Origin of the sequence: Gluconacetobacter tumulisoli (genome assembly GCF_014174155.1) — a bacterium.
Lineage (GTDB): Bacteria > Pseudomonadota > Alphaproteobacteria > Acetobacterales > Acetobacteraceae > Gluconacetobacter > Gluconacetobacter tumulisoli.
On sequence record NZ_JABEQM010000002.1, the window covers coordinates 369,252 to 393,590 of the forward strand.

General features: G+C 66.2%; 24 protein-coding genes and 1 pseudogene. 9 read left to right on the forward strand and 16 right to left on the reverse strand.

Features of this window, described 5'->3' with window-relative positions; all coding sequences use genetic code 11:
* The first annotated feature begins 45 nt into the window (after positions 1-45).
* The gene (locus tag HLH28_RS04060; protein WP_182954782.1) at positions 46-873 is read left to right on the forward strand and encodes an oxidoreductase; all 828 of its coding nucleotides are present in this window, start codon (positions 46-48) and stop codon (positions 871-873) included.
* A gap of 160 nt (positions 874-1,033) precedes the next feature.
* On the opposite strand, the gene HLH28_RS04065 is transcribed toward HLH28_RS04060, so the two are convergent.
* Complete coding sequence (locus HLH28_RS04065) at positions 1,034-2,050, reverse strand: LysR family transcriptional regulator (protein WP_338029645.1); 1,017 nt, start codon at positions 2,048-2,050, stop codon at positions 1,034-1,036.
* A 172-nt stretch (positions 2,051-2,222) separates the two neighbouring features.
* Between HLH28_RS04065 and HLH28_RS04070 the strand changes: the two genes are divergently transcribed.
* Both HLH28_RS04070 and HLH28_RS04075 read left to right on the forward strand, forming a co-directional pair.
* Positions 2,223-2,957, forward strand: a complete 735-nt coding sequence (locus tag HLH28_RS04070; RefSeq protein ID WP_182954784.1) for an SDR family NAD(P)-dependent oxidoreductase — start codon at positions 2,223-2,225, stop codon at positions 2,955-2,957.
* 209 nt (positions 2,958-3,166) lie between these two features.
* The gene (locus HLH28_RS04075; RefSeq protein WP_182954786.1) at positions 3,167-3,766 is read left to right on the forward strand and encodes an NADPH-dependent F420 reductase; all 600 of its coding nucleotides are present in this window, start codon (positions 3,167-3,169) and stop codon (positions 3,764-3,766) included.
* A gap of 128 nt (positions 3,767-3,894) precedes the next feature.
* On the opposite strand, the gene HLH28_RS04080 is transcribed toward HLH28_RS04075, so the two are convergent.
* The gene (locus HLH28_RS04080) at positions 3,895-4,731 is read right to left on the reverse strand and encodes an alpha/beta fold hydrolase (RefSeq protein ID WP_182954789.1); all 837 of its coding nucleotides are present in this window, start codon (positions 4,729-4,731) and stop codon (positions 3,895-3,897) included.
* Between the two features lie 132 nt (positions 4,732-4,863).
* Positions 4,864-5,616, reverse strand: coding sequence for an SDR family NAD(P)-dependent oxidoreductase (locus HLH28_RS04085; RefSeq protein WP_182954791.1), 753 nt, complete (start codon positions 5,614-5,616; stop codon positions 4,864-4,866).
* Positions 5,617-5,729: 113 nt separating this feature from the next.
* Here HLH28_RS04085 and HLH28_RS04090 point away from each other — a divergent pair, with 113 nt between their 5' ends.
* Positions 5,730-6,623: a LysR substrate-binding domain-containing protein gene (locus HLH28_RS04090; RefSeq protein WP_182954794.1), complete on the forward strand. Its 894-nt coding sequence runs from the start codon at positions 5,730-5,732 to the stop codon at positions 6,621-6,623.
* A 1,054-nt stretch (positions 6,624-7,677) separates the two neighbouring features.
* On the opposite strand, the gene HLH28_RS04095 is transcribed toward HLH28_RS04090, so the two are convergent.
* The 5 genes from HLH28_RS04095 to HLH28_RS04115 all read right to left on the reverse strand — a co-directional run bounded on the left by HLH28_RS04095 (position 7,678) and on the right by HLH28_RS04115 (position 12,028).
* Positions 7,678-9,138: an argonaute/piwi family protein gene (locus tag HLH28_RS04095; protein WP_182954797.1), complete on the reverse strand. Its 1,461-nt coding sequence runs from the start codon at positions 9,136-9,138 to the stop codon at positions 7,678-7,680.
* Positions 9,135-10,469, reverse strand: a complete 1,335-nt coding sequence (locus HLH28_RS04100) for a DUF4365 domain-containing protein (protein ID WP_182954799.1) — start codon at positions 10,467-10,469, stop codon at positions 9,135-9,137. Before HLH28_RS04100 ends, HLH28_RS04095 begins: the two co-directional genes overlap by 4 nt.
* Positions 10,470-10,537: 68 nt before the next feature.
* On the reverse strand, positions 10,538-10,906 hold the full coding sequence (locus tag HLH28_RS04105; RefSeq protein WP_246395650.1) for a CcdB family protein: 369 nt from the start codon (positions 10,904-10,906) through the stop codon (positions 10,538-10,540).
* Positions 10,906-11,055: a type II toxin-antitoxin system CcdA family antitoxin gene (locus HLH28_RS18360; RefSeq protein ID WP_338029649.1), complete on the reverse strand. Its 150-nt coding sequence runs from the start codon at positions 11,053-11,055 to the stop codon at positions 10,906-10,908. The genes HLH28_RS04105 and HLH28_RS18360 overlap by 1 nt, the downstream gene beginning before the upstream one ends.
* 349 nt (positions 11,056-11,404) lie before the next feature.
* On the reverse strand, positions 11,405-12,028 hold the full coding sequence (locus tag HLH28_RS04115) for a LysE family translocator (RefSeq protein WP_246395651.1): 624 nt from the start codon (positions 12,026-12,028) through the stop codon (positions 11,405-11,407).
* A gap of 82 nt (positions 12,029-12,110) precedes the next feature.
* On the opposite strand from HLH28_RS04115, the gene arfB reads away from it, so the two are divergent.
* Complete coding sequence (gene arfB, locus HLH28_RS04120; RefSeq protein WP_182954803.1) at positions 12,111-12,533, forward strand: alternative ribosome rescue aminoacyl-tRNA hydrolase ArfB; 423 nt, start codon at positions 12,111-12,113, stop codon at positions 12,531-12,533.
* A 210-nt stretch (positions 12,534-12,743) separates the two neighbouring features.
* Positions 12,744-14,105 carry a GTPase HflX gene (gene hflX, locus HLH28_RS04125; RefSeq protein ID WP_408869813.1) on the forward strand — a complete coding sequence of 454 codons (1,362 nt, stop codon included), beginning with the start codon at positions 12,744-12,746 and terminating at the stop codon, positions 14,103-14,105.
* Positions 14,106-14,628: 523 nt separating this feature from the next.
* Here hflX and HLH28_RS04130 read toward each other — a convergent pair.
* Entirely contained in the window at positions 14,629-14,853 is a 225-nt protein-coding gene (locus HLH28_RS04130; RefSeq protein ID WP_182954805.1) for a hypothetical protein, read from the reverse strand.
* Entirely contained in the window at positions 14,846-15,982 is a 1,137-nt protein-coding gene (locus tag HLH28_RS04135; protein ID WP_338029646.1) for a hypothetical protein, read from the reverse strand. The genes HLH28_RS04130 and HLH28_RS04135 overlap by 8 nt, the downstream gene beginning before the upstream one ends.
* 594 nt (positions 15,983-16,576) lie before the next feature.
* On the opposite strand from HLH28_RS04135, the gene HLH28_RS04140 reads away from it, so the two are divergent.
* Entirely contained in the window at positions 16,577-17,923 is a 1,347-nt protein-coding gene (locus HLH28_RS04140; protein ID WP_182954807.1) for an amino acid permease, read from the forward strand.
* Between the two features lie 186 nt (positions 17,924-18,109).
* Here the strand turns inward: HLH28_RS04140 and HLH28_RS04145 are convergent, their stop codons facing one another.
* The 3 genes from HLH28_RS04145 to HLH28_RS04155 form a co-directional block, all read right to left on the reverse strand.
* On the reverse strand, positions 18,110-18,322 hold the full coding sequence (locus HLH28_RS04145) for a hypothetical protein (RefSeq protein ID WP_246395652.1): 213 nt from the start codon (positions 18,320-18,322) through the stop codon (positions 18,110-18,112).
* A gap of 178 nt (positions 18,323-18,500) precedes the next feature.
* Positions 18,501-18,689, reverse strand: a complete 189-nt coding sequence (locus HLH28_RS04150) for a hypothetical protein (protein ID WP_182954809.1) — start codon at positions 18,687-18,689, stop codon at positions 18,501-18,503.
* Between the two features lie 53 nt (positions 18,690-18,742).
* Complete coding sequence (locus tag HLH28_RS04155) at positions 18,743-19,414, reverse strand: hypothetical protein (protein ID WP_182954811.1); 672 nt, start codon at positions 19,412-19,414, stop codon at positions 18,743-18,745.
* Positions 19,415-19,709: 295 nt separating this feature from the next.
* On the opposite strand from HLH28_RS04155, the pseudogene HLH28_RS17980 reads away from it, so the two are divergent.
* Positions 19,710-20,134: pseudogene (locus tag HLH28_RS17980) on the forward strand (IS630 family transposase); the annotation flags it as partial.
* A 62-nt stretch (positions 20,135-20,196) separates the two neighbouring features.
* Here the strand turns inward: HLH28_RS17980 and HLH28_RS04160 are convergent.
* Positions 20,197-20,967, reverse strand: coding sequence for an acyltransferase (locus HLH28_RS04160; protein ID WP_182954814.1), 771 nt, complete (start codon positions 20,965-20,967; stop codon positions 20,197-20,199).
* Positions 20,968-21,524: 557 nt separating this feature from the next.
* Between HLH28_RS04160 and HLH28_RS04165 the strand changes: the two genes are divergently transcribed.
* On the forward strand, positions 21,525-22,496 hold the full coding sequence (locus tag HLH28_RS04165) for a hypothetical protein (RefSeq protein ID WP_182954817.1): 972 nt from the start codon (positions 21,525-21,527) through the stop codon (positions 22,494-22,496).
* 70 nt (positions 22,497-22,566) lie between these two features.
* On the opposite strand, the gene HLH28_RS04170 is transcribed toward HLH28_RS04165, so the two are convergent.
* Together HLH28_RS04170 and HLH28_RS04175 are read right to left on the reverse strand one after the other, a co-directional pair.
* On the reverse strand, positions 22,567-23,133 hold the full coding sequence (locus HLH28_RS04170; protein ID WP_182954820.1) for a cytochrome b: 567 nt from the start codon (positions 23,131-23,133) through the stop codon (positions 22,567-22,569).
* A gap of 496 nt (positions 23,134-23,629) precedes the next feature.
* Positions 23,630-24,328 (reverse strand): GntR family transcriptional regulator, encoded by a 699-nt coding sequence (locus HLH28_RS04175; RefSeq protein ID WP_182954823.1) that lies wholly within the window; start codon positions 24,326-24,328, stop codon positions 23,630-23,632.
* Positions 24,329-24,339 lie beyond the last annotated feature (11 nt).

A 24,339-nucleotide genomic window follows, 5' to 3' on the forward strand; every position in this document is an offset into this window, starting at 1 on the left:
GATACTATCAGTCAAGGCATGAATGCAATCGAGCGGAGCGGAGCCATGCCGGAGCAGATCTTTTTTATCACGGGCGCCAACTCCGGCTTGGGGTTTGCCATCGCCAAAGCCGCCCTTGAAGCGGGTCACCGGGTGATCGGTGCGGTGCGGTCGCACACCGCAAGGGCGTCGTTGCTGGAGCGGCTGCCGGATGTCCGCGCGGTCCTTTGTGACGTCACCGCGTTCGACCGCGTTCCCGCCATCGTCGCACAGGCGGAGGAAGACCACGGCCCGGTCGACGTGCTTATCAACAATGCGGGCTATGGGCATGAAGGCGTGCTCGAGGAATCGCCCCTTGAGGAAATGCGCCGCCAGTTCGACGTCAATGTCTTCGGTGCGGTTGCGGTCGCCAAGGCGTTTCTGCCGCGTTTTCGCGAACGTCGCAGGGGCTTCGTCGTGAACGTGACATCGATGGGCGGCCTGATCACGATGCCAGGCATAGCGTACTACTGCGGCAGCAAATTCGCACTGCAGGGGATTTCGGAGGTCATGCGCGCGGAAATGGCGCCCTTCGGCGTTCATGTCACGGCGCTGTGTCCCGGGTCGTTTCGCACGGACTGGGCCGGGCGTTCGATGGTCAGGACCGAGCGCTCGATCGCGGACTACGACGCTCTGTTCGATCCGATCCGGGCCGCGCGGCACGAGAAGGACGGCAGGCAGCTGGGAGATCCCGCGAAGCTCGCATCTGCCGTGCTTGCGCTTGTTGCGTCGGATGCCCCGCCACCGCAACTGCTTCTGGGCAGCGACGCCCTGCGTCTGGTTCGTGAGCGTATGACTCGGCTGGACAGCGAAATTGCCGATTGGGAGGAATTGAGCCGATCGACGGATGGCTGAGAGCCTGTGTGGTGAGTTGAAGAATTGATAAACCGATGTTGCTCATTATATTTCTGTGAAGGAGGGGCGACGGCCGTGGTGCAGGGCCTGAAGCAGGTCGAGCAGGCGGCTGGCGCGGGACAGGGTGGCTTCCTTTCGGAGGAGGGAGCGCGATCGCGCGTCAATCGCGCGATAGGGACAGCCCCTTGAGAAGGGGCGCGTGTGTGGCGAGCCTGCGGGATACGAATTCGGTGAAGAGCCGCACGCGCTTCGTCCTGCGCGTCTCCCCCTGCGTGAGAAGCCAGAGCGTTCCATGCCCGTGCAGGCCGGTGCCCGGCACCCTGGCCAGCAGGGGGTCGGCATCGCCGACGAAGCACGGCAGTTTCGTCATCCCGATCCCTTGCCGCGTTGCGGCGATCTGCGCCTCGGCGTCCGGGGTCCTGAACGGGGTCCCTGTGGTGCGAACCTCTGCCTCGCGAGCCCAGCCCGGGAGTCCGTCAGTGTTTATGACGATCCAGCGGACAGGATCGGCCACACCGGCACGGCACGCGGCCAGGCGATCGCGCGACATATAGATGGCGCTGGACAATTCGGGGCCTGGCAGGCCGTGAAGATTGGGCGGCAGCGTTTCCCGGTCCAGCACGATGCGGATCGCGACGTCGGCCTCCCGGTTCGTCAGATTCGCGACCGCGCCGGTCGGGAGGATCTCCATCTCGATGTCCGGATACATGCGGGCAAAATCAGCAAGATCCGGCATGAGCAGATGTGTCGCGAGGAACGGCGGCAGCGTCACGCGCAAAAGCCCGCGCACGCTCTGGTCGCGACCGAAAACGCGTGTCTCCAGCTGGTGCGACGACGTTTCCATCTGGTTCGCGAACTCGAGAACCTCCTCGCCCGCTGCCGTCAGGCGATAGCCCGCAGGCCGCTTTTCGAACAGCTGCGTGCCGAGCTGCTCTTCAAGCTGGGCGATGCGCCGCAGCACGGTCGAATGGTTTACCCCCAGATGCCCGGCGGCCGACCGCACCGAGCCGCCGCGCGCGACGGCCAGGAAGTAGCGAACATCGTTCCAATCGATCATGGTGCTCTCCGGCACCGCACGGTGCGCCTTCCAAAGCCCGTATCCGATGCCATCGAACGTCTTCTCCGGCATCGGGCAGCATGGGTGGTGATCGTAGCCCATGCCGACAGGAACGGCCACATTTCGAACCTCCGGCGGCAATCGTTACGACTGGCATCAATCGTCCATCCGGATCGATTTCGCACCACCGATGTGCGCGATTTCGCACTCAACGCCTGACTCCGGCGGACCCATGTTGGGACTCTCGGGGATATCCCCGAACGATCGGAAACGGAGCCTGGAGGGAAAGATCATGGGAAAGCTCGAGGGTAAGGTAGCCGTCATCACGGGTGGATCGAGCGGCATGGCGCTGGCCAGCGCCAGGCGGTTCGTTGAGGAAGGCGCCTATGTGTTCATCACGGGCCGGAGGCAGGAGGCGCTGGACGAGGCCGTCAGGCTGATCGGCCGGAACGTGACCGGCGTACGCGGCGACGCGGCCGATCTCGACGACCTCGACCGCCTGTTCGATACCGTCAAGCGGGAAAAGGGCAGGATCGACGTCCTGTATGCGAGCGCCGGCACGGGCGAAGCCGCCCCGCTGGGCGAGATTACCGAGCAGCATTTCGATGCGACCTTCAACCTGAATGCGCGCGGCACGCTGTTTACGGTCCAGAAGGCGTTGCCGCTGTTCAACGATGGCGGATCGATCTTCATGACCGGGTCGGTGGCCTCGATCAAAGGGTTCCCTGGTTACAGCGTGTATGCGGCGAGCAAGGCGACGCTGCATGCGTTCGCACGCGGGTGGCTCAACGAGCTGAAGGGCCGGAACATCCGGGTGAACGTGCTGCACCCGGGACCGATCGCCACGCCGATGCAGGACCAGGTCCTGACCGAAGAAGCGAAGCGGATGTTCGAATCCCTGATCCCGCGGGGAAAGATGGGTCGTCCCGAGGAAATCGCGGCGGCCGCGCTGTTTCTTGCTTCGGACGAGTCCAGCTTCGTGAACGGGGTGGAGCTGTCTGTCGACGGCGGGTTCTCGGCCATCTGAAACCGCGCCGGAGCGCGGGAAGCGGCTGACCGGCGGGGATGCGCGTGTCCATGGTGGAACGATTTCCGCGCTGAACGCCCGGCCCGGCCGCGCGGACGTCGTTCACGGGGGGACGTCTGCGCGACGGTCGCCACAGGGCGGAATGGATAGCCCTGCGCCGCTGAAGGCCGGGGGGATCAATATCAACTGGAATCAATTGGAGAAGCACAATGCGCTACGCGATTGTAGGATTTGGCAGGATAGGCCAGGCCCTCGCCCACGCCTTCGCCCGCAGGAACATCGACGTGACAGTCGCGAGCCGCCGGCCGCCCGAGGCGCTGGCGCCGCAGGCGCGGGCGATCGGCCCCACGGTCGTCGCCGGGTCGCTGCGGGAGGCGCTCGAGGCCGACATCATCATCCTGGCCGTTCCGTTCGAACAGCACCGGGAGGTTGCGAAGGCCCTGCCGAACTGGACAGGCAAGACGGTCATCGACGCGATGAACTCGTTGGCTCCCGTTGAGGAGATGGATGGCCTCCTGTCCTCCGCGTACGCTGCGAAGGCGTTCGCCGGTGCCAATTACGTGAAAGCGTTCAATCACCTGATTGCCGCCACCCTGGCGACCGATCCGGTCGTCGAGGGCGGGCACCGGGTCGTCTTTCTGTCGAGCGACGACGAGGATGCGACCGCGCCCGTCGCGGCGTTGGCCAAGCAACTCGGGTTCGCACCCGTCACGCTGGGAAAACTCGACGAGGGTGGCGCGCTGGTGCACGCACGCGGCCGCATCTGGGGACCGCTCATCTTCCAGGATGTGTTCAAGAAGGCGCAGTAATCGACCTGCGGCCGTCTGATACCGGCATGGCCTTCGGCGTTGTATTTCCGACGACCGGGAGGGGACGGCTAAAGCTCCCGGCATCTGCGCACAGAGAACCGGGAGCGCTGCGCGCTGTCCGGCGCGCCCTAGCTTTGGACAAACTCCAGCAGATCCGCGTTGAGCACGTCCGCGTTGATGGTGAGCATGCCGTGCGAGAAGCCCGGGTAGGTCCTGAGGCGGGCGTTCGGCAGGAGCTTGATGGACTTCCGCGCGGAGGCGGCGATCGGCACGATCTGATCGTCCTCGCCGTGCAGGACGAGCGTCGGCACCGTTATCGCCTTGAGATCCCCTGCCTGGTCGGTTTCGGAGAACGCCCCGATCCCCTCGTAATGTGCCTTGGCGCTGCCCATCATGCCCTGGCGCCACCAGTTCCGAATCACGCCCTGATGCGCATTCGCCCCTGCGCGGTTGAAGCCGTAGAATGGGCCCGATGGCACGTCGAGGAAGAACTGGGCGCGATTGGCGGCGAGCGCGGCGCGGAAGCCGTCGAAGACATCGATCGGCAGGCCTTCGGGGTTTGCGTCCGTCCTGAGCATCAGCGGTGGCACGGCGCTGACCAGCACGGCCCTGGCGGTACGTCCGGACGGCTGGCCGTGCCGCGCCACGTAGCGCGCGACCTCCCCGCCGCCGGTGGAATGGCCGATATGAACGGCCCCCCGCAGGTCCAGCGCTTCGACGACGGCAAAGGCGTCGGCCGCGTAGTGGTCCATGTCGTGGCCGCCGGACACCTGCGCCGAACGTCCATGGCCGCGCCGGTCGTGGGCGATCACGCGAAAGCCCTTGTTCACGAAGAAGAGCATCTGCGCGTCCCAGTCGTCGGCCGAGAGCGGCCAGCCGTGATGGAACATGATGGGACGGGCATCCTTCGGACCCCAGTCCTTGTAGAAGATGTCGACATCGTCCCTGGTCGTGACGAAGGGCATGATCGCCTCCCGGTATCCTGTCTGATTGCCTTATAAGGGTGCCGGCATCGTCTCTCGACGGTGCCGACAGGCAGTCACGTCGTTGTGTCCGACGGGCCCCGGCGCGCGCCGGGGCGCCTGGTCGCCCGGGGTTCAGATCTGCTTCTGGCCGCCGTCCACATAAAGCTCGATGCCGTTGATGAAGCTCGCCTCGCTGGAGGCCAGGAACAGGACCGTGCGTGCGATTTCCTCGGGCTGGCCCACGCGTCCCGCGGGGATCAGCCCGGCGAGGTAGCTTTTGGTGCCCTCGGCCTGCTCTCCGCCGCCAAAGAGCTGGTTGAGCCCCGCCGTGTCGGTCACGCCCGGGCTGACCGCATTGACCCGGATGTGCCGGTCCTTGAGGTCGAGCATCCAGTTCCGCGCAAAGCTGCGCACGGCGGCCTTGGTCGCGGAGTAGATGCTGAGCGCCGGCGTTCCGGCTGCGCTGACGTTGGACGCGTTCAGCACGATCGAGGCGCCATCGCGCAGCAGGGGGAGTGCCTTCTGCACGGTGAAGAGCACGCCCTTGACGTTGCTGTCGAAGGTCGACTGGTAGTGTTCCTCTGTGATGGCACCCAGGGGGGCGAATTCGCCGCCGCCCGCATTGGCGAACACGACATCGATCTGGCCGTGCCGCTTCTGGACGGCGTCATACAGACGGTCGATGTCCTCCAGCCTGCCCATGTCGCCGCGCACGCCGGTGACCTTGCCGCCGATGCCGGCCACCGCCGCATCAAGCGCGTCCTGCCGACGCCCGGTGATGAAGACGAACGCCCCCTCGTCAGCGAAGGCTTTGGCCGTGGCGAGGCCGATGCCGCTGGTGCCGCCGGTCACGATCACCACCTTGCCGTCAAATCCGTAGGTCATAGTCCTGTTCCCTGTCTGCGACGCGCCGTTCGCGTCGGTGAGACAGGCATGCACCTGGAACGATGGTTGGTGTAGAGAGCGATATCGGCACACAGCGTTCAGAAGGAAGAACGATGGTACGGCGTGATCTCAACGACCATGCGTATTTCGTCGCGGTCGTCGCGCATGGCGGCTTTTCGGCGGCGGCGCGCGTGCTGCGCGAACCCAAGTCGAAGCTCAGCCGCCGGATCACCGACCTGGAAACCCGTCTTGGCGCGCGACTGATCGAGCGATCCAGCCGGCGCTTCCGGGTGACGGAGCTGGGCCGTGCATTCTATGAGCGCTGCCGCGCCATGCTGGACGAGGCCGAGGCGGCCGAGGCGATCGTCAGCGCCGCCCAAGCCGAACCGGCGGGTGTGATCCGCTTCAGCTGTCCAACCGGCATGGTGACGGTGATCGGCGAGCTGATCACGAGTTTTCTTGCCCGTCATCCCAAGGTGCGGCTGCAACTTGTTGCCGTGGATCGCCCCGTCGACCTGATCGAGGAGCGGATCGACGTGGCATTGCGGGTGCGCCTGGCGCTGACGTCGGACGCGGCGTTGACGATGCGCACATTGGGGCGTTCAAAGCGTATCCTGGTGGCGCATCCCCGCGTGGCAGCGGGCATCCAGGCGTTGGCGGACCTGGCCAAGGCATCGCTTCTGACCACAAGCGACGAGGCGAATGACTGCCTCTGGCCACTGGTGAACGCGCACGGCGAGACGCATGAGATCCGCCAGGCGCCGCGCTTCGGCTCGCACGATATGGTCGCGGTGCGGGCGGCGGCTACCGCGGGGCTGGGGGTTGCGTGGCTTCCGGACCATCTTTGCCGTCCGTGCCTTTCCGACGGGCGTCTTGTGCAGGTCCTGCCCGAGTGGAGCGGGGCCGAGGGGATCGTGCATCTTGTTTTCACGACGCGGCGTGGCCTGCCGTCGGCCGTGCGCGCGTTTATCGACCATCTCGCGGTCGGGTTTCCGAAGCGCCTCTGACCGGTGTGGTTCAGTAGCATGGCAAACCGGAGTCGGACCGCCGATGCGAGCCGTTTGGCCGCGGGAGCGGACCTATTGCGCGCGCAGGCCTAGCCAGTACTTCGCGGGTCTGGCGGTCGGCAGTGGCGAGGCCTTCGCTGAGGGGCTCGAGCAGTTCCTCCCGCACATGTCACTTCTGGAGGGACGGGGTCACACGCATTCGACCGAGACCTCGGAAGCTTCCGAGAGGTTTGCATGCGAAACACTTGTCCTGCCTGGGAAGCTGTTCGGTCCGGGAACGACGAGCGAGCTGTAGGGTATTCCGAAAATCCTTCACCGGCTCGTCGCTTCGATGCCGGCTATCGGACGTGATCGGCGCCCGCATTGGCTTGACCAGAAAGCCACGCGGTATGGGTGAGGCGAACACGACTGGATTACCGTCGAAACTGGCAGTCAGGTGATCTCGTCGTGCCGGACACTCCGTCCGCTCATAAATGCCGGGCGCGCATAGGCCATCGGGATGATCGACGCAATGCTCCGGCCTGCCCTCACTCCAACCGCGATTGGGCTCACCAAACGTCACCGCGCCGTTACGAACCAACGCCAAACCGTCACCGTCTTGGGGGCGGGCTGGTGTTCGATGCCTTCAATCCTGACGCATGCGCCGCGTGTACCGCAACGGAGCATCTGTGGGCGCGATACTGGAGCACTGGATGTCCGGAACAAAAATGGGAGAGGAAGGTCCGCTCCCGCCTTCATCACAGACATCTAAGTGGTTATGATCATTGCCCGAAAACCGACATTGTTTGGCGAGCCGCATAGACTGCGGTGGGACATTCCTGCCGATCGGCACCGCAACAGAAAACGTCCGGTTACGCCGATACCGACTATTCGTAGATCCGCTTAAGCTCTGGCTGGCTACAAGCTCGGGGCTTGCGGCCGGTACGGAATGAAATGTTGTAGGGTCGTATTCCGATCCAAGTAAGTGACCCCGGCTTTGGCGTGATTCCCTACTCAAAATGATTCCGCAGATCTTTGTCAGGTTATTTCGCGACGCGGATCGCCTCACGGCCGGTCAGATGTATTTGCGATAGTCAGTGCTCTCGACCTGACCTTCCTTCATGTATTTCAGTATCTCGCCGACCATGCGCGCAGCCCGGATGGGTATCGGGAGCCGCTGATTCATCTGGGTCGAGTTCCAGTTGATCTTGGTGAGGGAGAATACTTCTTCGGCCAACTGAGTGACGGTGCTGTCGCAGCTCGAATGGGGGCAGAGCAGCAGCGGACGCGGATCATACATGCCGGGATAGGTGCCGTAATAGGGCATGCTGCCGTTGGTGTAGAGCAGGCCGTTCCCGCCGAGGTCGACGAAGGTGCCGCGTAGGACGGGATAGTTCCCATCGCGCATGAGCTTCACCGAGTACGACTCCTGGACCCAGACCAGGTCGCGCATCTCGGTGCCGGCGGCATTAAGCGCCTCGAGGATGCCCTCGGCCTCCTCATCCTTGAAGCGTGAGGTCTTCAGCACGATCACGCGCGCAGGAAGCGTCTTGTGGTGCGTCTTATAGGCGGCGAGCACGTTCTCGATGATCTCGCGCGCGTCGTCGCTCGTCATGTAGGGATGGCGGCCGCGGCTCTCGGTATGGGCGCGCTTGCCCTTCAGCACGAAGCCGCGGCCGCGCTCGTCGAACATCTGGGCGGCGCTGGTGAAGAGCTGCTGCCCACCGGCCTCGCGGTAGAAGCTGATGCCGATGTAGCAGGCGGTGAACTCGCCCTCCTTCGGCATGCGCCGCCACGGGATGCGGCCGCTCCCCTTGTAGTAGAGCGTGGTCAGCAGGTTCCAGCTGCGGCCTGCAACGTCCTGGATCTTCCGGGCGCTGCTCTCCTTGATCTTCTGAGGGATCGACACCTTGTCGTCGACCGTGTCCTCCCAGACGATCTGGATCGGGAAGGCGAGATGCATCGCGCGCGCCTTCAGCATGCCCCGGAAGTTCGGCGCGTCCGAACCGCTGCTGTCGTCCTTCTCGGTCGTGCCGCGGGAGTCCACCTTCGCGTTCCACACCCGCTCGAGGAGGCGCACCGGCAGCGCGACGATCGCCACGTCGGGGCGGTTGCCGCCATCGGCGAGGGCTTCGAGTTCGGCGACGATATCGTCCACCGCCATCTCGACGGCCTTCTGGTGGTCGGGCTCTTTCGCGATCCTGTCGAGCTTGCTCTGCGACAGCGCCGCCGTGGCCCCGTCCTCGATCTCGAAGCGGCAGCGATACGGGCTCTGGTTGCCAAGGCCCGGGAACGCCGGATGCATGTTGGGGTGCTTCTCGGACTTGCCGTCGACACCGCTCGCGGCTGTCTCCAGGAATTTCCGTGTGTCCTCAATCGTCTTAGCGCTGCCGATCACACCGACCTTGATGACATCGCCGACGAAGGGCTGGAGGGGCCCCGCCTCGAAGAGCCCAAGGCGCGGATCCGGATGGTGATGATGGTCGCCGAACTCCAGTTCGGGTTCCTTGAAGATTCGAGTGTCGAAGGAACTCATGCGAACAGCCCCTCCTGCTGATCGGATGCCTCTGCCTTCTTTTTTCCGGCACCCCAGCCGTCCTCGGGGACTCGCGTCTCAAGCTGGACCGTGGGCGGCTCGCCGAACCGGAGCCGGAGTTCGATCGCCACCTCGGTGCCGAACAGTCCGCCAGCCGCCCGCTCGGCGTCCCGGTCGGCCTGTGTCAGGAAACGGTGCCACATGATGACCTGTCCTCGCAGTGCCGCGCTCTTGTCGAGGCGCTTCTTGCCGGCCAGCAGCGCGCCCGGATACGGATGCGGTGTGAAGCCGTTGGTCGTGAAGTAGTAGGTGGGCGAGACAATCAGATACCACCTGTCCCCCAGACGCTCGAAGCGTGGCGAGAAGGCATGGTGCCGGACGAACGAGACCTTGCCCTCTTCCTTGTCGCTTATGGCGACCATGACCACGTCGGCATTGGTCTTCTTCTTGGCGGATTCGTAGGCGAAGTTGCGCGGGACGTTCTTCTCCAAGGCGCGGAAGTAGAGGATCTTCCGATCCTTGCTCCAGTTTAGGTCGTCACGCGTCTGGTGCCGAAGGGCCTGACGCAGCAGGTGCATGAAGCGGTTCTGCTCGTCGACGTCGTCGTGGAAGGCGAGATCAACGGTTTCGATGGCGTCGACCTGGTCGAGATCCACGATCTGGCTGCAGGCCGAGGTGCGCGGATCATGGAATGACCAGAACGTCCCACCTGCGATGGACCAGTCGAAGCGGGGCGGCTCCTGACCAGCCAACAGGATTGCGGTGGCTCGCCGTCCGTCATACGGAGTGGACGCGACATAGATCTCGTTCGGGAGGTCGATCGGCAGGATGTTGACCAATGCCTCCTCGCCGCCGCCGAGAGCGGGGACGTAGTAGCCGAACCCGGCCTTCGACACGGTCAGACCTGCGAGCCGGTTGACGCTGGTGTTGTCGAGCATGTCGGTAGCCTTGTCGATCTGTAGTCGACGCTCCGCCTGATCGCTGTCCCGCGACACCTCCTTCCAGTAGAAGCTGTTGTCCGACTTCCGATAGAAGACGACAATTACCGGCAGGTTCGAGCCCTTCCAGTAATCCAGATCCTGTCGGCGGAGCAGATAGGCGAACCCATCGTCGGTTTCGGAGGCGTAGCGGCCATCCTCCTTGGCCTTCACCTGGACCGCGATCATCCGGGCCATCGGCTGACCCTTTTCCATGACCTCGGCGATCCCGTCGATGCCGGCCTCCAGCCTTGAGCGCCCGTCGAACTGGAAGCCCATCGATAGAAAGCGACCGCGGACGGCGTTCTCGCCGATCTCGCCAAGTATCTGATTGGAGGTGAGGTGCTTGGGCATGGCGGTAGATTAGAACAATATGTGAACCCGCAACAGGGGAGTGATGGGCATCAGACTAGGCCGAGCGATCAGCGTTGCAATGGCCGGTTTTGGCGGGAGCGGACCTCCCCGCAGCCCCATCGGAAAGGCGTGAGTTGGTCGGTAGCCGTCATGAACATGAGCGCAAGGAATGGCTGTTTTCGGTTATCGCTTGCCGATATCGGCCTGCGGAGTTCCGAAACCGGAATGCTGGCCGGTGCCTGCGTCAGCAGGACGTGCGGTACATCCTCTATCTCAAGAACCGGATTCAGTTCGCCGATCGGCGGTGGCGCGTCAGGGGCCGGGATGAGGGGAACGACCATACGGGTCGCCAGTCGGGACAGGCGTTCCGCCTGCACATCGACCACATACCCCGCACGACGCTCGTCCGGCATCGGATAGACGTGGAGGCTCGCCATCAGAAGGCACGATACGCGGCAAGCGGCAGGCCGTGCGTCTCGACATGCTCGTTCCAGGACGGGATCGCGTCGCCATTTTCGGCGAGCCAGCGTTCGCGTCTGCGGGCGGCGAGTGCCGCGACAAGGCCCTGTTCGCACGCCTGGGAGATGTTTGAGGCCCAGGGCGCGCGCCTGGGTCAGCAGGTGGACCGGACGTGTGACATTGGTGGCACGCCGGGCGTCGATCGGAGGCGGCCTGAAACGGCTGCTGCCTGGGGGATAGACCATGCGCATTACAAGCGGGCGCCGTATGCTCTTGCTGTGTCGTACCGAGATCGGCGCGCATGGCGGTCTTCATGTCATGATCGGCGTGTCATGATTGGTTTGCCGGCGTCCCGCGCGCCGTGACGGGCGGCGCGTCGGGCCGCCCTCGCCCGGCAGCCCGCATGGGCATGCGGGACGCCGGCGCGAAGCATCGACATGCGGCCGGAGGGCTGGGCGGGCGCGGCCGTGCCGTGCCTACCGCCGGCTGTCGAGCGCCATGCGGACGGCCAGGCCGCCCAGCACGCCGGCCATCAGCCAGCGCTGCACCGCCGCCCAGCGCGGGCGGGTGGTCAGGAACGATGCGATCGACCCGGCCGCGAACGCGATCGCGCAGTTCACCGCGACGCTGACGACGATCTGCGTGGTGCCCAGGGTCAGCGACTGCGCCAGGACGCCGCCATGGCCCGGCCGGACGAATTGCGGCAGCAGCGACAGGTACATGACCGCGATCTTGGGGTTCAGCAGGTTGGTGACGAACCCCATTGCGAACAGGCGCCCCGGCCCGTCGACGGGCAGGTCGCGCACCTGGAACGGCGACCGTCCGCCCGGCCGGATCGCCTGCCACGCCAGGTAGAGCAGGTAGGCCGCCCCGCCCAGGCGCAGCGCGTCATACGCGTGGGGCACCGCCAGCAGCAGCGCGGTGATGCCGAACGCGGCGCACAGCATGTAGACGACGAAGCCCAGCGCCACCCCGCCCAGCGAGACCAGCCCGGCCCGCCAGCCCTGGCAGATGGACCGCGAGACCAGGTAGATCATGTTCGGCCCCGGCGTCAGCGCCATGCCCAGCGCCACCAGCGCGAAGGCGACCAGATTGGTCATGCCCGGCATGCTTTCCCCCTTTTCCGTTTCGAGACCCCACCGATAGCACGCGCGGCGGCGCGAAACATGCTATGGCGCGCGCATGGCAATCCCGATCCTTCCCGGACTGTCCCTGGCCGAGTCCGAGCTGGAGGTCAGCTACATCCTGGCCTCCGGCCCCGGCGGGCAGAACGTCAACAAGGTGGCGACGGCGGCGCAATTGCGATTCGACGCCGCGCGGTCGCCGTCGCTGCCCGAACGGGTGCGCGTGCGCCTGCTGGAGGTCGCGGGCAGCCGCGCCACGCGCGACGGCGTCATCGTCATCACCGCCCGGCGCTTTCGCACGCAGCAGCGCAACCGCGAGGACGCGGTCGCGCGTCTGGCGGACCTGATCCGCGAGGCCGCGCATCGCCCGGCCTTCCGCGTCGCCACCCGCCCCGGCCGCGCCGCCCGCCAGCGCCGGCTGGACGGCAAGGCCCATCGCGCCGGCATCAAGCGCGGCCGCAGCGTTCGGCACGACGACTAGGGCGATCGTCTTCGTTCTTTTTTGGAAAAAAGAACCAAAAAACTTTTGAACGTTCAGGGGCCATGTGCCGGGTGCGCTCGAGACGCCCTTAACGGATCAAAGTCTTTTTGCTTCTTTTCTTCAGAAAAAGAAGGCGTCCTTCCGTTCGGGGCGGGGCCCGGCGGAGGGCCCATGCGCACGCCGTCGCGCGTTCGTGCTATGATCCCGGCCATGGAAACGAAGCAACCTGTGCCGCGAGCCATCCTCGTCGGTATTCAACTCGACGGTGTTGACGATGTCGCCCATGAGGCGAGCCTGAAGGAGCTTGGCCGGCTGGTCGAGACCCTGGGATACGAGGTCGCGGGGTCGGTGTCCCAGAAGCGCGGCGGGATCGGCGGGCTGACGGTGCTGGGCAGCGGCAAGTTGGCTGAGCTGGCGGCGATCACCGGCGGGACCGGGGTCGTGGGGGGCTGGACGGCGCCGCAGAAATCGAAGGCCCGCCAGCGCTTCGAGGCCGCCGGGGCGGCATCGGCGGAGGACCCCGTTCCCGCGCCGCAGGCGGAGGGGGAACGGCGGCCGGAGTTCGTCATCGTCGATCATGAGATCTCGCCCAGCCAGGCGCGCAACCTGGAGAACGCCACGGGGGCGCAGGTTCTGGACCGGACGGGCGTGATCGTGGAGATCTTCCACCGCCATGCCCGCAGCCGCGAGGCCAGGTTGCAGGTGGAGATGGCCCGCCTGAAATACGTGGCGCCCCGGTTGCGGGAATCCGCGTCGGGCAGCGAGCGCAAGCGCGGCGTGGGCGCGGGTGAAAGCGACCTCGACCTGGATCGCCGCACCGTTCGCGATCGCCTGGCCGAGCTGAAGGAGCAGCTGGCGCAGGTGCAGCGCGACAGCGCGCAGCGTCGGACCGCGCGCCGCGACCAGTTGCGCGTTGCGCTGGTGGGGTACACGAACGCCGGGAAATCGTCGCTGATGCGCGCATTGACGGGCAGCGAAGTGCTGGTCGCGGACCAGCTGTTCGCCACGCTGGATACGACGGTGCGCGCGCTGAAGCCGGACGCGAAGCCGCGCGTGCTGATTTCGGACACGGTGGGGTTCATCAAGCAGCTGCCGCATGATCTGGTCGCGTCGTTCAAATCCACGCTGGACGAGGCGCTGGAGGCGTCGTTGCTGCTGTTCGTGGTCGATGCGTCCGATCCGACCTATGACGCGCAGCTGGAGGTCAGCCGCACGGTGCTGCACGAGATCGGCGCCGATGCCGTTCCCGCGCGCCTTGTCCTCAATAAAATCGACCGGGTGGATGCGGAGACGCGCGCGGCCCTGCTGGAACGGCATCCGGATGCCATCCTGCTGTCCGCGAAATCGCCGGACGACGTGGCCGCGCTGCGCGAGACGATCATCGCATTCTTCGAGGCGTCCATGGTGGATGGCGAGCTGGTGCTGCCCTATGCCAAACAGGGGCTGCTGGGCGATATCTACGAAAACACCCGGGTGCTTTCCGAAGATTTCGACCCGGCGGGCCGGATTTTGAAAGTGCGCGGCCTGCCGGGCGCCCTGGCGCGCCTGCAACGCGCCGTCGCCGGGGGGTAAGCGCCCCTTGCGGGCGGCGGGGGAGATGCCTGTCGCCTGCAAGCCCTCGTCGGGTCACCGCCAGCGCAGATCGGTCAGAGCGTGCTTGCAAATGGGGGCTGGTGAGCGAGAGCGGCCCCTGGGCCGCGCCCGGCGTGGGTTTGCGAGCACCGAAGCGGAGCGGCCTTATCGGCCGTGAGCATCGGAGCGCAGGAAACGCGCGTCGGATCGCCGCCAGCGCAGATCGGTCAGAGCGTGTTTGCAAATGGGGGCTGGTGAGCGAGAGCGGCCCCTTGGGGGCCGCGCCCGGCGTGGGTTTGCGAGCACCGAAGCGGAGCGCAGGAAACGCGCGTCGGATCGCCGTCAGCGCAGATCGGTCAGAGCGTGTTTGCAAATGGGGGCTGGTGAGCGAGAGCGGCCCCTTGGGGGCCGCGCCCGGCGTGGGTTTGCGAGCACCGAAGCGGAGCGGCCTTATCGGCCGTGAGCATCGGAGCGCAGGAAACGCGCGTCGGATCGCCGCCAGCGCGCATTTGCAAGCACGCTCTCAGGGCCAGCCGGGGCGGATGGCGGACCCGGTGGTCCCGTTCACGATGCCGCCGGGCACCAGGTAGAGGCGGCGGTAGGCATCGTTCACATGCGGATGTTCGGCCCGCCAGGCGGCGGCGAGGTCGAGCAGGCCGCACAGCAGCCCGAAGACCGCCAGGCCCAGCAGCCGGCGCCGCCGGCCCGCGCCCGGCATGCCGGGGCCCTGGCCCCGCGCGTCAGCCAAGGAACCGTTTCCCGTGCAGCCAGCTGTTGGCGAACACGACATCCAGCCCCAGGCACAGCAGCACGAGCCAGGGCCGCCAGCGCGGCGGCAGCCGGCAGGCCAGGAGCGCGACCAGCATGTCGGCGAACGGGTTGGCCAGGACGATGCGGTGGATGGACATCAGGCTGGTGCTGCTGGCCAGCAGGAACGTGACCAGCAGGATGGTGCTTTCCATCGCCCAGCGGATGCGGAATCCCCAGCAGATCAGCGCGATTTCCAGGACGGCGGCGATGGCGAGGTCCAGCGTCTTGCGGTGGGTGAATCCCTTGTAGAGCCACACCACCGGCGTCAGGAAGCGGTGCCCCCACGCCGCCTGCACATGGCCGAAGGCCAGGCCGTCGCCCACCAGCCCGTCCAGGAAGAAGATGAACAGGGCCAGCCCGGCCGCGCCGGCCAGGACGAGGACCGTGCCCTCGACCCACCGGGTCAGGCGGTCCGGCGGCGTTCGTCCCGCCGGGCCGGCCATTTGGGGGGCGAACATGTGGAACAGGGCGATGACGGCGACGCAGAACAGGCCCGTCGGGCGCGTCAGGCACAGGCCGGCGGCCAGCAGGGCCGCCGCCATCGTCCATCCGCGCGCCATCGCCATGGCGGTGGACAGCAGCAGCACGCCGTACAGGCCCTCGGTATACGGCAGCCTGTACCAGAACCCGGTCGGCAGGATCACGAACAGGGCGACGCGGAACAGCCCGTCGGCGTCGCCCGCCTTCTGCCGCATGTAGGCGGCGGCCAGCAGGGCGAGCAGGGGGAACAGCGCGACGTTGATCGCAAGCCCCGCGCCATCGGCCCCCAGGCCGGTCGCCGCCATCACCGCGCGGACCAGCAGCGGATAGAGCGGAAAGAACGCCCAGGACGCCTGGCCGAAATCCGCCGGATTGGTCATCGGATGAGGAGAATAGCCGTGGGTGGCGATGCGTTCGTACCAGGCGCAATCCCAATGGCACACCGCATGGGGCAGTCCCCCCAGCGGCCAGGCCTGCACGGCCAGGAGCACCAGCAGCAGCAGGTTCAGCAGCACGACGCAGCCCGCCGTCCGGGTCCGGCTGCCGGGCAGCGGGGGGGAGATCCGATCGAGGGTGTAATCGGTCACGAACTGTACTCGGTCACACGAGGTTCCTTATCGTGGGACGCCCCCTGCCGCGCCATCATCCGCCGATCCCAATGAGAGCCTGTGTGGACATGCGCGCCGGCGGCGATCCGACGCGCGTTTCCTGTGCTTCGCGGCGGGCGGCGATCAAGGCCGCTCCGCTCCGACACGCGGACACACATGACGGGCGCGGCCCTGGACGGCCGCTCTCGCGGCCGGCGCGCATGTCCAGACAGGCCCTGAGAGGCAAGTGGCGGGAGGGTATCATTCATTCAGCCAACCGGGAGCCTCTTTTAATGTAAAGAAATATAACGTGAATAGGTGTAATATAAAATATTGGACATATGCCGGAGAATATCTGTTTTTGGTGATCAATACTTGTTTTTCGCAAAGGAAGTGGATCGTTTCTCCATCTTTCTCCGTTCCCGGGCGGCGTGGCTTTCGGACGCGCGGGACCGGTGGGCGTTTCCCGTCCTGCGGCGCGCGGAAACCGGGGGCCGGCGGGGCGTGCCTGGCCGCTTGGTGGGAGGGGCGCGCCGTGTCTATGCTCCGCGCGGGCGCGACGATGCGGGCCCGGCGAGCGAAGGGAGCGGAAACTTGGGTCTGAAGCAGCGCCATATCCTGTTCATGGCATTGGGCGGGTCGGTCGGGGCGGGGTTGTTCCTGGGTTCGGGCGGGGCGATCCGGCAGGCGGGGTCGTCCGTCCTGGCGGCCTATGTGCTGTGCGGCCTTATCGTGTTCCTCATCGGCCGGGCGGCGGCGGAACTGGCGCTGAGCGATCCGGCGGGGCGGACGCTGAACGCGTTCGTCGGGCGCTACCTGGGCCCGCGCATGGAATTCCTGACCGGCTGGAGCTACTGGCTGATCTGGACGCTGGTGTGCATTTCGGAAATCACCGCCGCCGGGATCTTCGTGCGCTACTGGGTGCCCGGCGTGCCGCAATGGGCGGTCGCCGCCGTGCTGGGCGGGGTGCTGCTGGCCGTGGGGTCGCGCGCCGTCGCGACCTTCGGCGAAATGGAATTCTGGCTGGCCATCGTGAAGATCTGGGCCATCGTGGCGCTGATCCTGTGCGGGCTGGTCACGATCATCGGCCATGTCGGGCCGGCGGGGCCCGCCGCGTCGTTCGCCCATATCTGGGCGCCCGGGGTGATTCTGCCGCACGGGGCGGCGGGGTTCGCCGCCATCCTGCCGATGGCGCTGTTCGCCTTCGGCGGCACCGAGGTCGTGGCCCTGGCGGCGGCGGAGACCGATAACGCCGTCCGCGTGCTGCCGCGCGCGGTCAACGGCATCGTCGGGCGCATCGTGGTGTTCTATGTCGGCAGCCTGGCGGTCATCATGGCGATCGTGCCGTGGGGGCAGGCCGATGCCACGCACAGCCCCTTCGTGCTGGCGTTCCAGCACATGGGCCTGCCGGCCGCCGCCGCCGGCATCAACGCCGTCATGGCGCTGGCGGCGCTGTCGTCCTGCAATACCGGGCTGTATGCCACCAGCCGGACCCTGGCCTCGCTGGCCGAAAGCGGCATGGCGTCGGCCCGGCTGCGCGACCGGGCGGCGAACGGCGTGCCCGCCCTGGCGTTCGGGGCGTCGTTCCTGACCGTCCTGGCGGGGGTGGTGCTGAATTATTTCCTGCCCGACCGGCTGTTCGGCTACGCGATCCAGGGCGTGTCCTTCCTGCTGATCTTCGTCTGGGTCACGATCATGGCGGCCCATCTGTCCTACCGGCGCGGTGCGGTCGCGGGGGCCGGCGGCCGGCGGGTCGCGGCGCTGCCGTGGGCGCCGGCCAGCAACGGGGTGGCGATCGCCTTCCTGCTGGGCATCGGGGTGGATATCGTCCTGGGCGGGCACCTGTACGTGCCCTTCGTGCTGGATGTCGCGTGGCTGGGCGGGCTGCTGCTGGCACAGGGGTGGCTGGCCGCGCGCCCGGTGCCGGGGGCGACGGTCTAGCCGTCACGAGAGACGCGTTGGGGGGATCGTGTTCGTTCTTTTTTGGAAAAAAGAACCAAAAAACTTTTGAACGTTCGGGGCCATGTGCCGGGGGCATTCGAGGGTCCCCGAACGGATCAAGGTCTTTTTGCTTCCTTTTCTTCAGATAAAGAAGAAATCCCCTGCCCGCTTGAGCATCGCGGGCGTTCAGTAGCCATGCCCTTCGAAGCCGTAGCTGCCGCGGGCGTAGCCGACGTTGCCGTAGCCGTCGCCCCGGAATGTGCGTGTGCCGCGATCGCCGTAGTCCGGCCCGCATGCCGCCAGCAGCAGCAGCCCCGCCAGCGGCAGCAGCATCAGTGCCCGCCGGCCCCTGCGTGCCGTGACCGGTGTCATCGCCGCCCTGCCCGTGCCCATCGCCATGCCCCCGCGCCGTCCGGACCCGGGGTACCCCCGGGCGTGGCAGGGTGCAAGAGCAGCGTGCGGCCGGAACGGCGGGTTCTGGCGCACGGGTTGCCGGTCCGGCCCGCGCGCCGGGACCGTCCCGGGCGGCGTTCCCCCTGCCGCCGCGCGCTGCGGGCTCCCCCTTCCTTCCCGCCGCCTAGCGCCTGTTCAGCGTTTCGATCCCGTCCTGGACGGCCAGGACGTCCAGCAGGTCCTGGGACGTGATTTCCAGTTCGCGGAACAGGCGTTCGACGCGTCGCGTGACGGCATCGCGCGTTGCATGGGCCGGCGCGACGATCGGTCGCGCGAGCTGGCGCCGGAGGTCCCTGAAAACGAAGAAGCGCATGAGAACGTCCTCGACCGTCGGTTGATCCGATCAAACGGGGCCGGACCCGATCGCTACAAGGCGGTGCCCAGGCTTTCGGGATGCGGCCACAGGACATGGGTCATGCCCATGTCCAGTTCGTGCCAGCGCGCCATGGCGCCCAGGCAGCCGGCGCCGACGATATGGGCGCGCCGCGTGTGGTCGTCCTCCGGCGTGTCCGGTTCGTCGGCCGGTCCGCGCCGGTCGCCGGGGTTCGGTTCCCGCACCCGGCGCAGCCGCGTCACGTCCCGGCAGGGCGGACGGGGGGCCTCGCGCCGTCGGGGAAGCCAGTGCCCGGCGACGGCCAGGCAGGTGCCCAGCAGCGTGACCGCCGCGGCAAAGCGCGACTGGACGTAGCGATGGGGAAAGACGGGCCGCAGGGCGCTGCGCACGCCGGCCTCATCCCCGTTCTGGGCGGCGGCGATGGCTTCCAGGAACTGTCCTTCGGTCGGGCTGACGGCCTGCAGGCCCGTCAGCCCGACGTCCAGGCCGCCGGTGCCCAGGTCGGCCATCCGGGCGACCCCCTCGCGGAAGGCGCGCTCCACGCCCTCGAACTCTCGCCGGAAGCCCGGCACGTACAGCCCGCGCGCCTCGGCGGAGCCATGCGGACAGGCGGGTTGCCGCCGGCCGACGAGACGGCGGATCGTCCAGACCGTCAGCCTCTCGCTGCAGGAAAGATCGTTGAGGAAAAGCGCTGCGGGGGTCATGGGGCACTCCTGACCGGCGATTCCACCGTTCTGTTGCTGTCGCCGCACCGTAATTGCGATCGACTCTTATTTGCAACACGAAAATGATCACCTCGCCGTTATCAGCCCCGTTCTCGCCCGGGGGTGCCCGTTGGCCGGGCTGTGCCTTGGCCGATGCCGGCCCGTCCCACGCGTAAGATACTGCAAACGGGGCGAATGGTTTCCCGGGTGCCTTGCCTTCCGTGCCGTTTTTCATCCGTCCTCGCAGGATGTGACTCCGGATCGGGGTCCACGACGAAGCGGGTTTCAGAGTTGGATGGATCTGCGCGACCGGAGTGTGGCAACCATGGAGACAGACGGCCCGTCCTGCCGCGAGGCAGCGAAGCGTTACGGTGTAGCCCCCCGCATCGTGGTCCGGTGGATGCGGCGTTTCGGGGCGCGCCGGTCACCGAGCGTGCCGGGCGCGGCGTCCGGGTCGATTGCCGCTCTGCCCGGGCGTGCGTTCACGACGAGGGCGCGGCTTAAAAAAACGCTCGTCGCAGTCGCGACCGGATCGTCCTGACGTCGCCCGGCGCCTGGCACAATGGCGGACATACCAGCGCCCTGTCGAACCCGGCCGCCTGGTGTGCATCGGTGGTCGTGCGCGAGGTGCCGCCGGTTCGCGCGCGGCGAACGGCTCCGGGCCGAAATGCCTTGGGGTCGTGGACCACCATGACCTTTATTGCCGTCCTGCGGGTCGATCTTGCAGTCGAATGGAAAGAGACGTGTCAGGAACGGAAAATATCTTAATTGAGCCGATTCCGTCATGTATCATGCATCTTCGTATTTTTTGTGAATTCTTCCGGTATGTCGTCCATTCTGTGCGTTCTGGACCATACAATGCCTTCGCGGATTTTCTTCGCCGGTACGCCGCCATAGATGCAGTTGGATTCCACATGTCCGGTCGCAAGCGCCATTTGCCCGATGATGCTGCCTGTCTCTATGACGCATCCTTTGGAGACCCGAGCGCCATTTCCGATCCAGACATGCGCGTGTATGATCACGTCAGCCGGCAGGGACAGCCGCTCTCCAGTCGCCGCGTCGAAAACGCCGTGCCCGTCGGATGTCCTGATCATGATGTTCGACGACAACATGCAGTCGTTTCCGAGCAGGACCGCCCTGTCGTCCGCTTCACATAAAATGATTGCCTGCTCTACCGTGCTTCCCGAGCCTATGCCGACCGTATTGTTTTTTCCGTTCAGATGAAGATTCAGCTGCTTTAATCTGCAATCGTTCGAAATATGGATGATATGGCCCGATCCCCGCACCCTTATGTTGCAGTTGATGAGTTTCACCCCTGCCCCGATTATGAGTACGGCGTCATGAGCCAATATCTCTATTTTGGTCTTGTCATTGATATCAACGCCTTCCGATACAAGAATTTCGGAGTTTCGTCCGCTTATCGTTATATTCTGCGTCTTGTTTATGGAATTCAATTTCTCTTTGTTTTCTTGCGTCGTCAGATATAGGTTTTTTTCTTTTATGATGCTGTCGAGTCTGGCTAATTGTATTGAATATTTTTTTAATTCTGTCATGACGACGTCCCCGATATTCGGATATTACCCTTAACTCCACGAAGTTTGAGTGTCTATCCACAAACAGACTGAATCGGTTGTGATTCCGTCGTTCGGGGACGCTTCGCGGGAGGCATGGATATGGACGACGGAGAATTGCGGTCGATGTGACCGCAGTGGGCGGCGCTGCCGGCTGAGCCGCCGCCCCGCAGCATGGTGAACGGCTATTTCCTGCGCTGGCAGCATGATCGCATTCGATCGACCGCCGCAGGGTAGCCAGGGCCGGAAACGGATGGACCAAATGCATGCGCGTTCCTGAGCCGGGCGGCACGGATCCGCAAGGGGGCCGATGATCGCGAGGGAATCCGGTCCGCGCCCGGCCGATGTTTTTCTCTTTTTCTTCTATTGCAATTGAGAGTCGGTCGCAATATGAGGGAGGAACCCACGGGGCGCCGACAGATATCCGACCGTCGATTTCCCAACATTGTTCCGTGGAACCTTCAGGCGGCATGGGCGGCGTCTTTCCGGCGCCTCCGATGCCGCCGCCTTCTTTTCGATCCTCCGGGAGGGCGCCGACGATGACTGAGACAATCGGCTGCGACGTCAACTGGCACCTTGCGCATTCGCAGCCCGCGCATCTGCTTGACTATTTCGATCCCGCCCGGGGATTTGCCGGGCAGATCAATCCCCTCGTCAGCCGGTTCCGCGACATCCAGGCGCTGTGCGACGCCGGGGACGGCGACGAGCCCCTGATGCAGCTGCGCAACGCGCTGGCCTTCCACCTGGTGAAAATGTCCCGCTGGTGGGGCTTCGATTTCTGTCCGCGCGGCCTGACGGGCGTGCGCAATCCGCTGTTCCTGAGCTATGTGAAGGCACATGCCGCCCGCGTGGTCGAGGACGAATCGTTCTTCGACCTGTTCACCATGCAGCATCACATGCATGCCAACGATGCCGGCCATATCCTGGTTCTCGGCCGGGACGACCGGACCGTGCCCGCCCTGCTCTACGGGCTGGATGGCCAGAAGGGGTTTCGCTTCACGTCGCGGGCGAATGGCGCGGACATCGCATGGTACCGCCACAGCTATCCGGATTTCGCCAGCGCGTGGCTGGCCGCGCGGACGATCCGCTGCCCGGGCGAACGGCTCTGCGACACGTTGCCCGAGCGCCTGGCCGCCGAGCGCGAGCATGCCTGGGCGCGGTCCTGGCACCAGCGCTATTTTCATCGTGCCGGCACCCGGCCGGTGGTCCAGCTCTATACCGAAGCCTATGCGCAGCTTTCGGTCTGCCAGTCGGCGTTCGGCCGGGCGGAATTCGAGACCATCGTGAACGACCTGGCCTTCAAGATCGTGAGAACCGCGTTCGAGCGCGCCATGACCATCGCCGACATGATCGAGGAAGGCGGGACCATGGACATGAACCTGCGCGTCGCCAATGGCGTCAAGCAGCGCGCCCGCACCTTCATCGCCGCCTGCGTCGATCCCTGCCGGCGGCCCGAGATGGATACGCTGCTGGACCGGACGATCGCCTATCGGCCCCGGCGCTGTTCATGACGGTGGCGGGGGCGCGTGCGGAGCGTCCTTCAGGGTTTTTTTGAAAAAGGATTCCTGCCGGTCGCCGGCCCTACCCCCACATGCGGCGGAGGAGGCCATCGCGCAGCACCCGCGCGTGATAGAGCGCGGCCAGGCCGTGCCCCACGGCCAGCACGACGATGGCCCACGCCAGCCAGTTATGGATCTGGCCCAGCATATGGTGCGTCGCGTGGTCGAACGGGCCGAAGGGCGAATTGATGGGGATGCCGAACGCCACTACCGGCCGGCCGCCCGACCAGCGCGCCATGTAGCCCAGCGCGAGTTCCACCCCGATCATCACGTAGAGCAGCCCGTGCACCGCATGCGCCGCCCGGTCGGCCATCGTGCCCGCCGAGGCGAAGCGGATGGCCCGCCCGCCCGTGACCCGCCATGCCACCCGCGTCACGAACACCGCCGCCAGCAGCACGCCCAGGGACAGGTGCAGCGACACCAGCGGCGCGCGATCGGCGCGCGGCAGGCGGATCCAGATCTCGCCCAGCGCGAATTGCGCCAGGATCAGCAGCGCGGTCGCCCAATGCAGCCAGCGTGTCTCGCGGCTGTAGCGGACGGGGGAGGCGACCTGCCGCCCGTCACTGTCGATCACGCCCGCGCCGTCCATGCCCCGCCCCTTCGTTCTGCCGCCCTCGCCGATACGCCAGCGGACCGAACGAATGCAAGAGCTGCACGCGGTGGGAACAACTGTCGGACCTGTATCGCGGCCGTCGGCAATAGGGCGGACATCATATCGCCGAGGTTTCAGTCCTCGCCTCCATGCGGGAGGCGACACGCCATTGCCCGCACGACTTTCGCGCTGCAGGAGTTTCAATCCACGCCCCCGCACGGGAGGCGACCCCATGGGTAATATCGCACTGATCCGTCAGGCAAAACAGGCCCGGTTGCGCGAACCTGCCGTGTGTGCCGTCCGGAAGGCGGGGTGGGGCGGGTTGGGGGAGGCGCGGTCCGTGGGTTATATTCGTTTCGGGCGGTGTGCGAACCTGCCGGGAACATGGGGGCCGCTTGGGGTTCGCGCGTTGCATCGGCAGCGGGTTGTTTCGGACGTGGCCGCCCGGGGCGGGCTGCGGGGTCGGATCCGCGCCTGGCTTGCGGGCGGTCCCTTATCCGCCCGCGCGGTGGCGGTGCAGGACATCGACCGAAATCGTGGCGGCGTCCAGGATGTGCTGGCGGGTCAGGCGGGCGACGGCGTCGGGGTCGCGGCGGCGGCAGGCCGCCAGCAGGGCCAGGTGTTCGGCGTCCGTCACGTGCTTGCGTCCGGCGATTTCCAGATGGCCGCGAATATAGCGGTCGACCCGGCGATGCAGGCCCTCGATCATCTCCAGCAGGCGGGGGCGGCCGGCGGCCGCGTAGATCGCGCCGTGGAAGGCCCAGTTCAGCGGCCCCGACCGGGCCATGCCGTCCGGGGCGTCGCTGGTGCCGGCGACGAAGGCGTCGTACGCGTCCTCGATCCGCGCCAGGTCCAGGCGGGTCATGCGCGCCACCGCCTGGGCGGCGGCCCGTTCCTCCAGCAGGGCGCGGATTTCGGAAAACTCGATGATGTCGGCCTCGGACAGGCCCGTGACCATCGCGCCGCGATTGGGCTGGAAGGCGACCAGGCCCTCGGCCTCCAGCTGCTTCAGGGCCTCGCGCACCGGGATGGTGCTGACGCCGAAACCGCTGGCCAGTTCGGATTGCGGCAGGGCCTGCCCCTCGGCCAGGAGCCCGTCCAGGATCGCGTCGCGCAGCGCGTTGCCCACGGATTCGGACGCGATGCCGCGCGGTTCGTCGCCCGCGCGGGTGTAGATGCTCGCCGGCAGCATGGCTGTCCCCT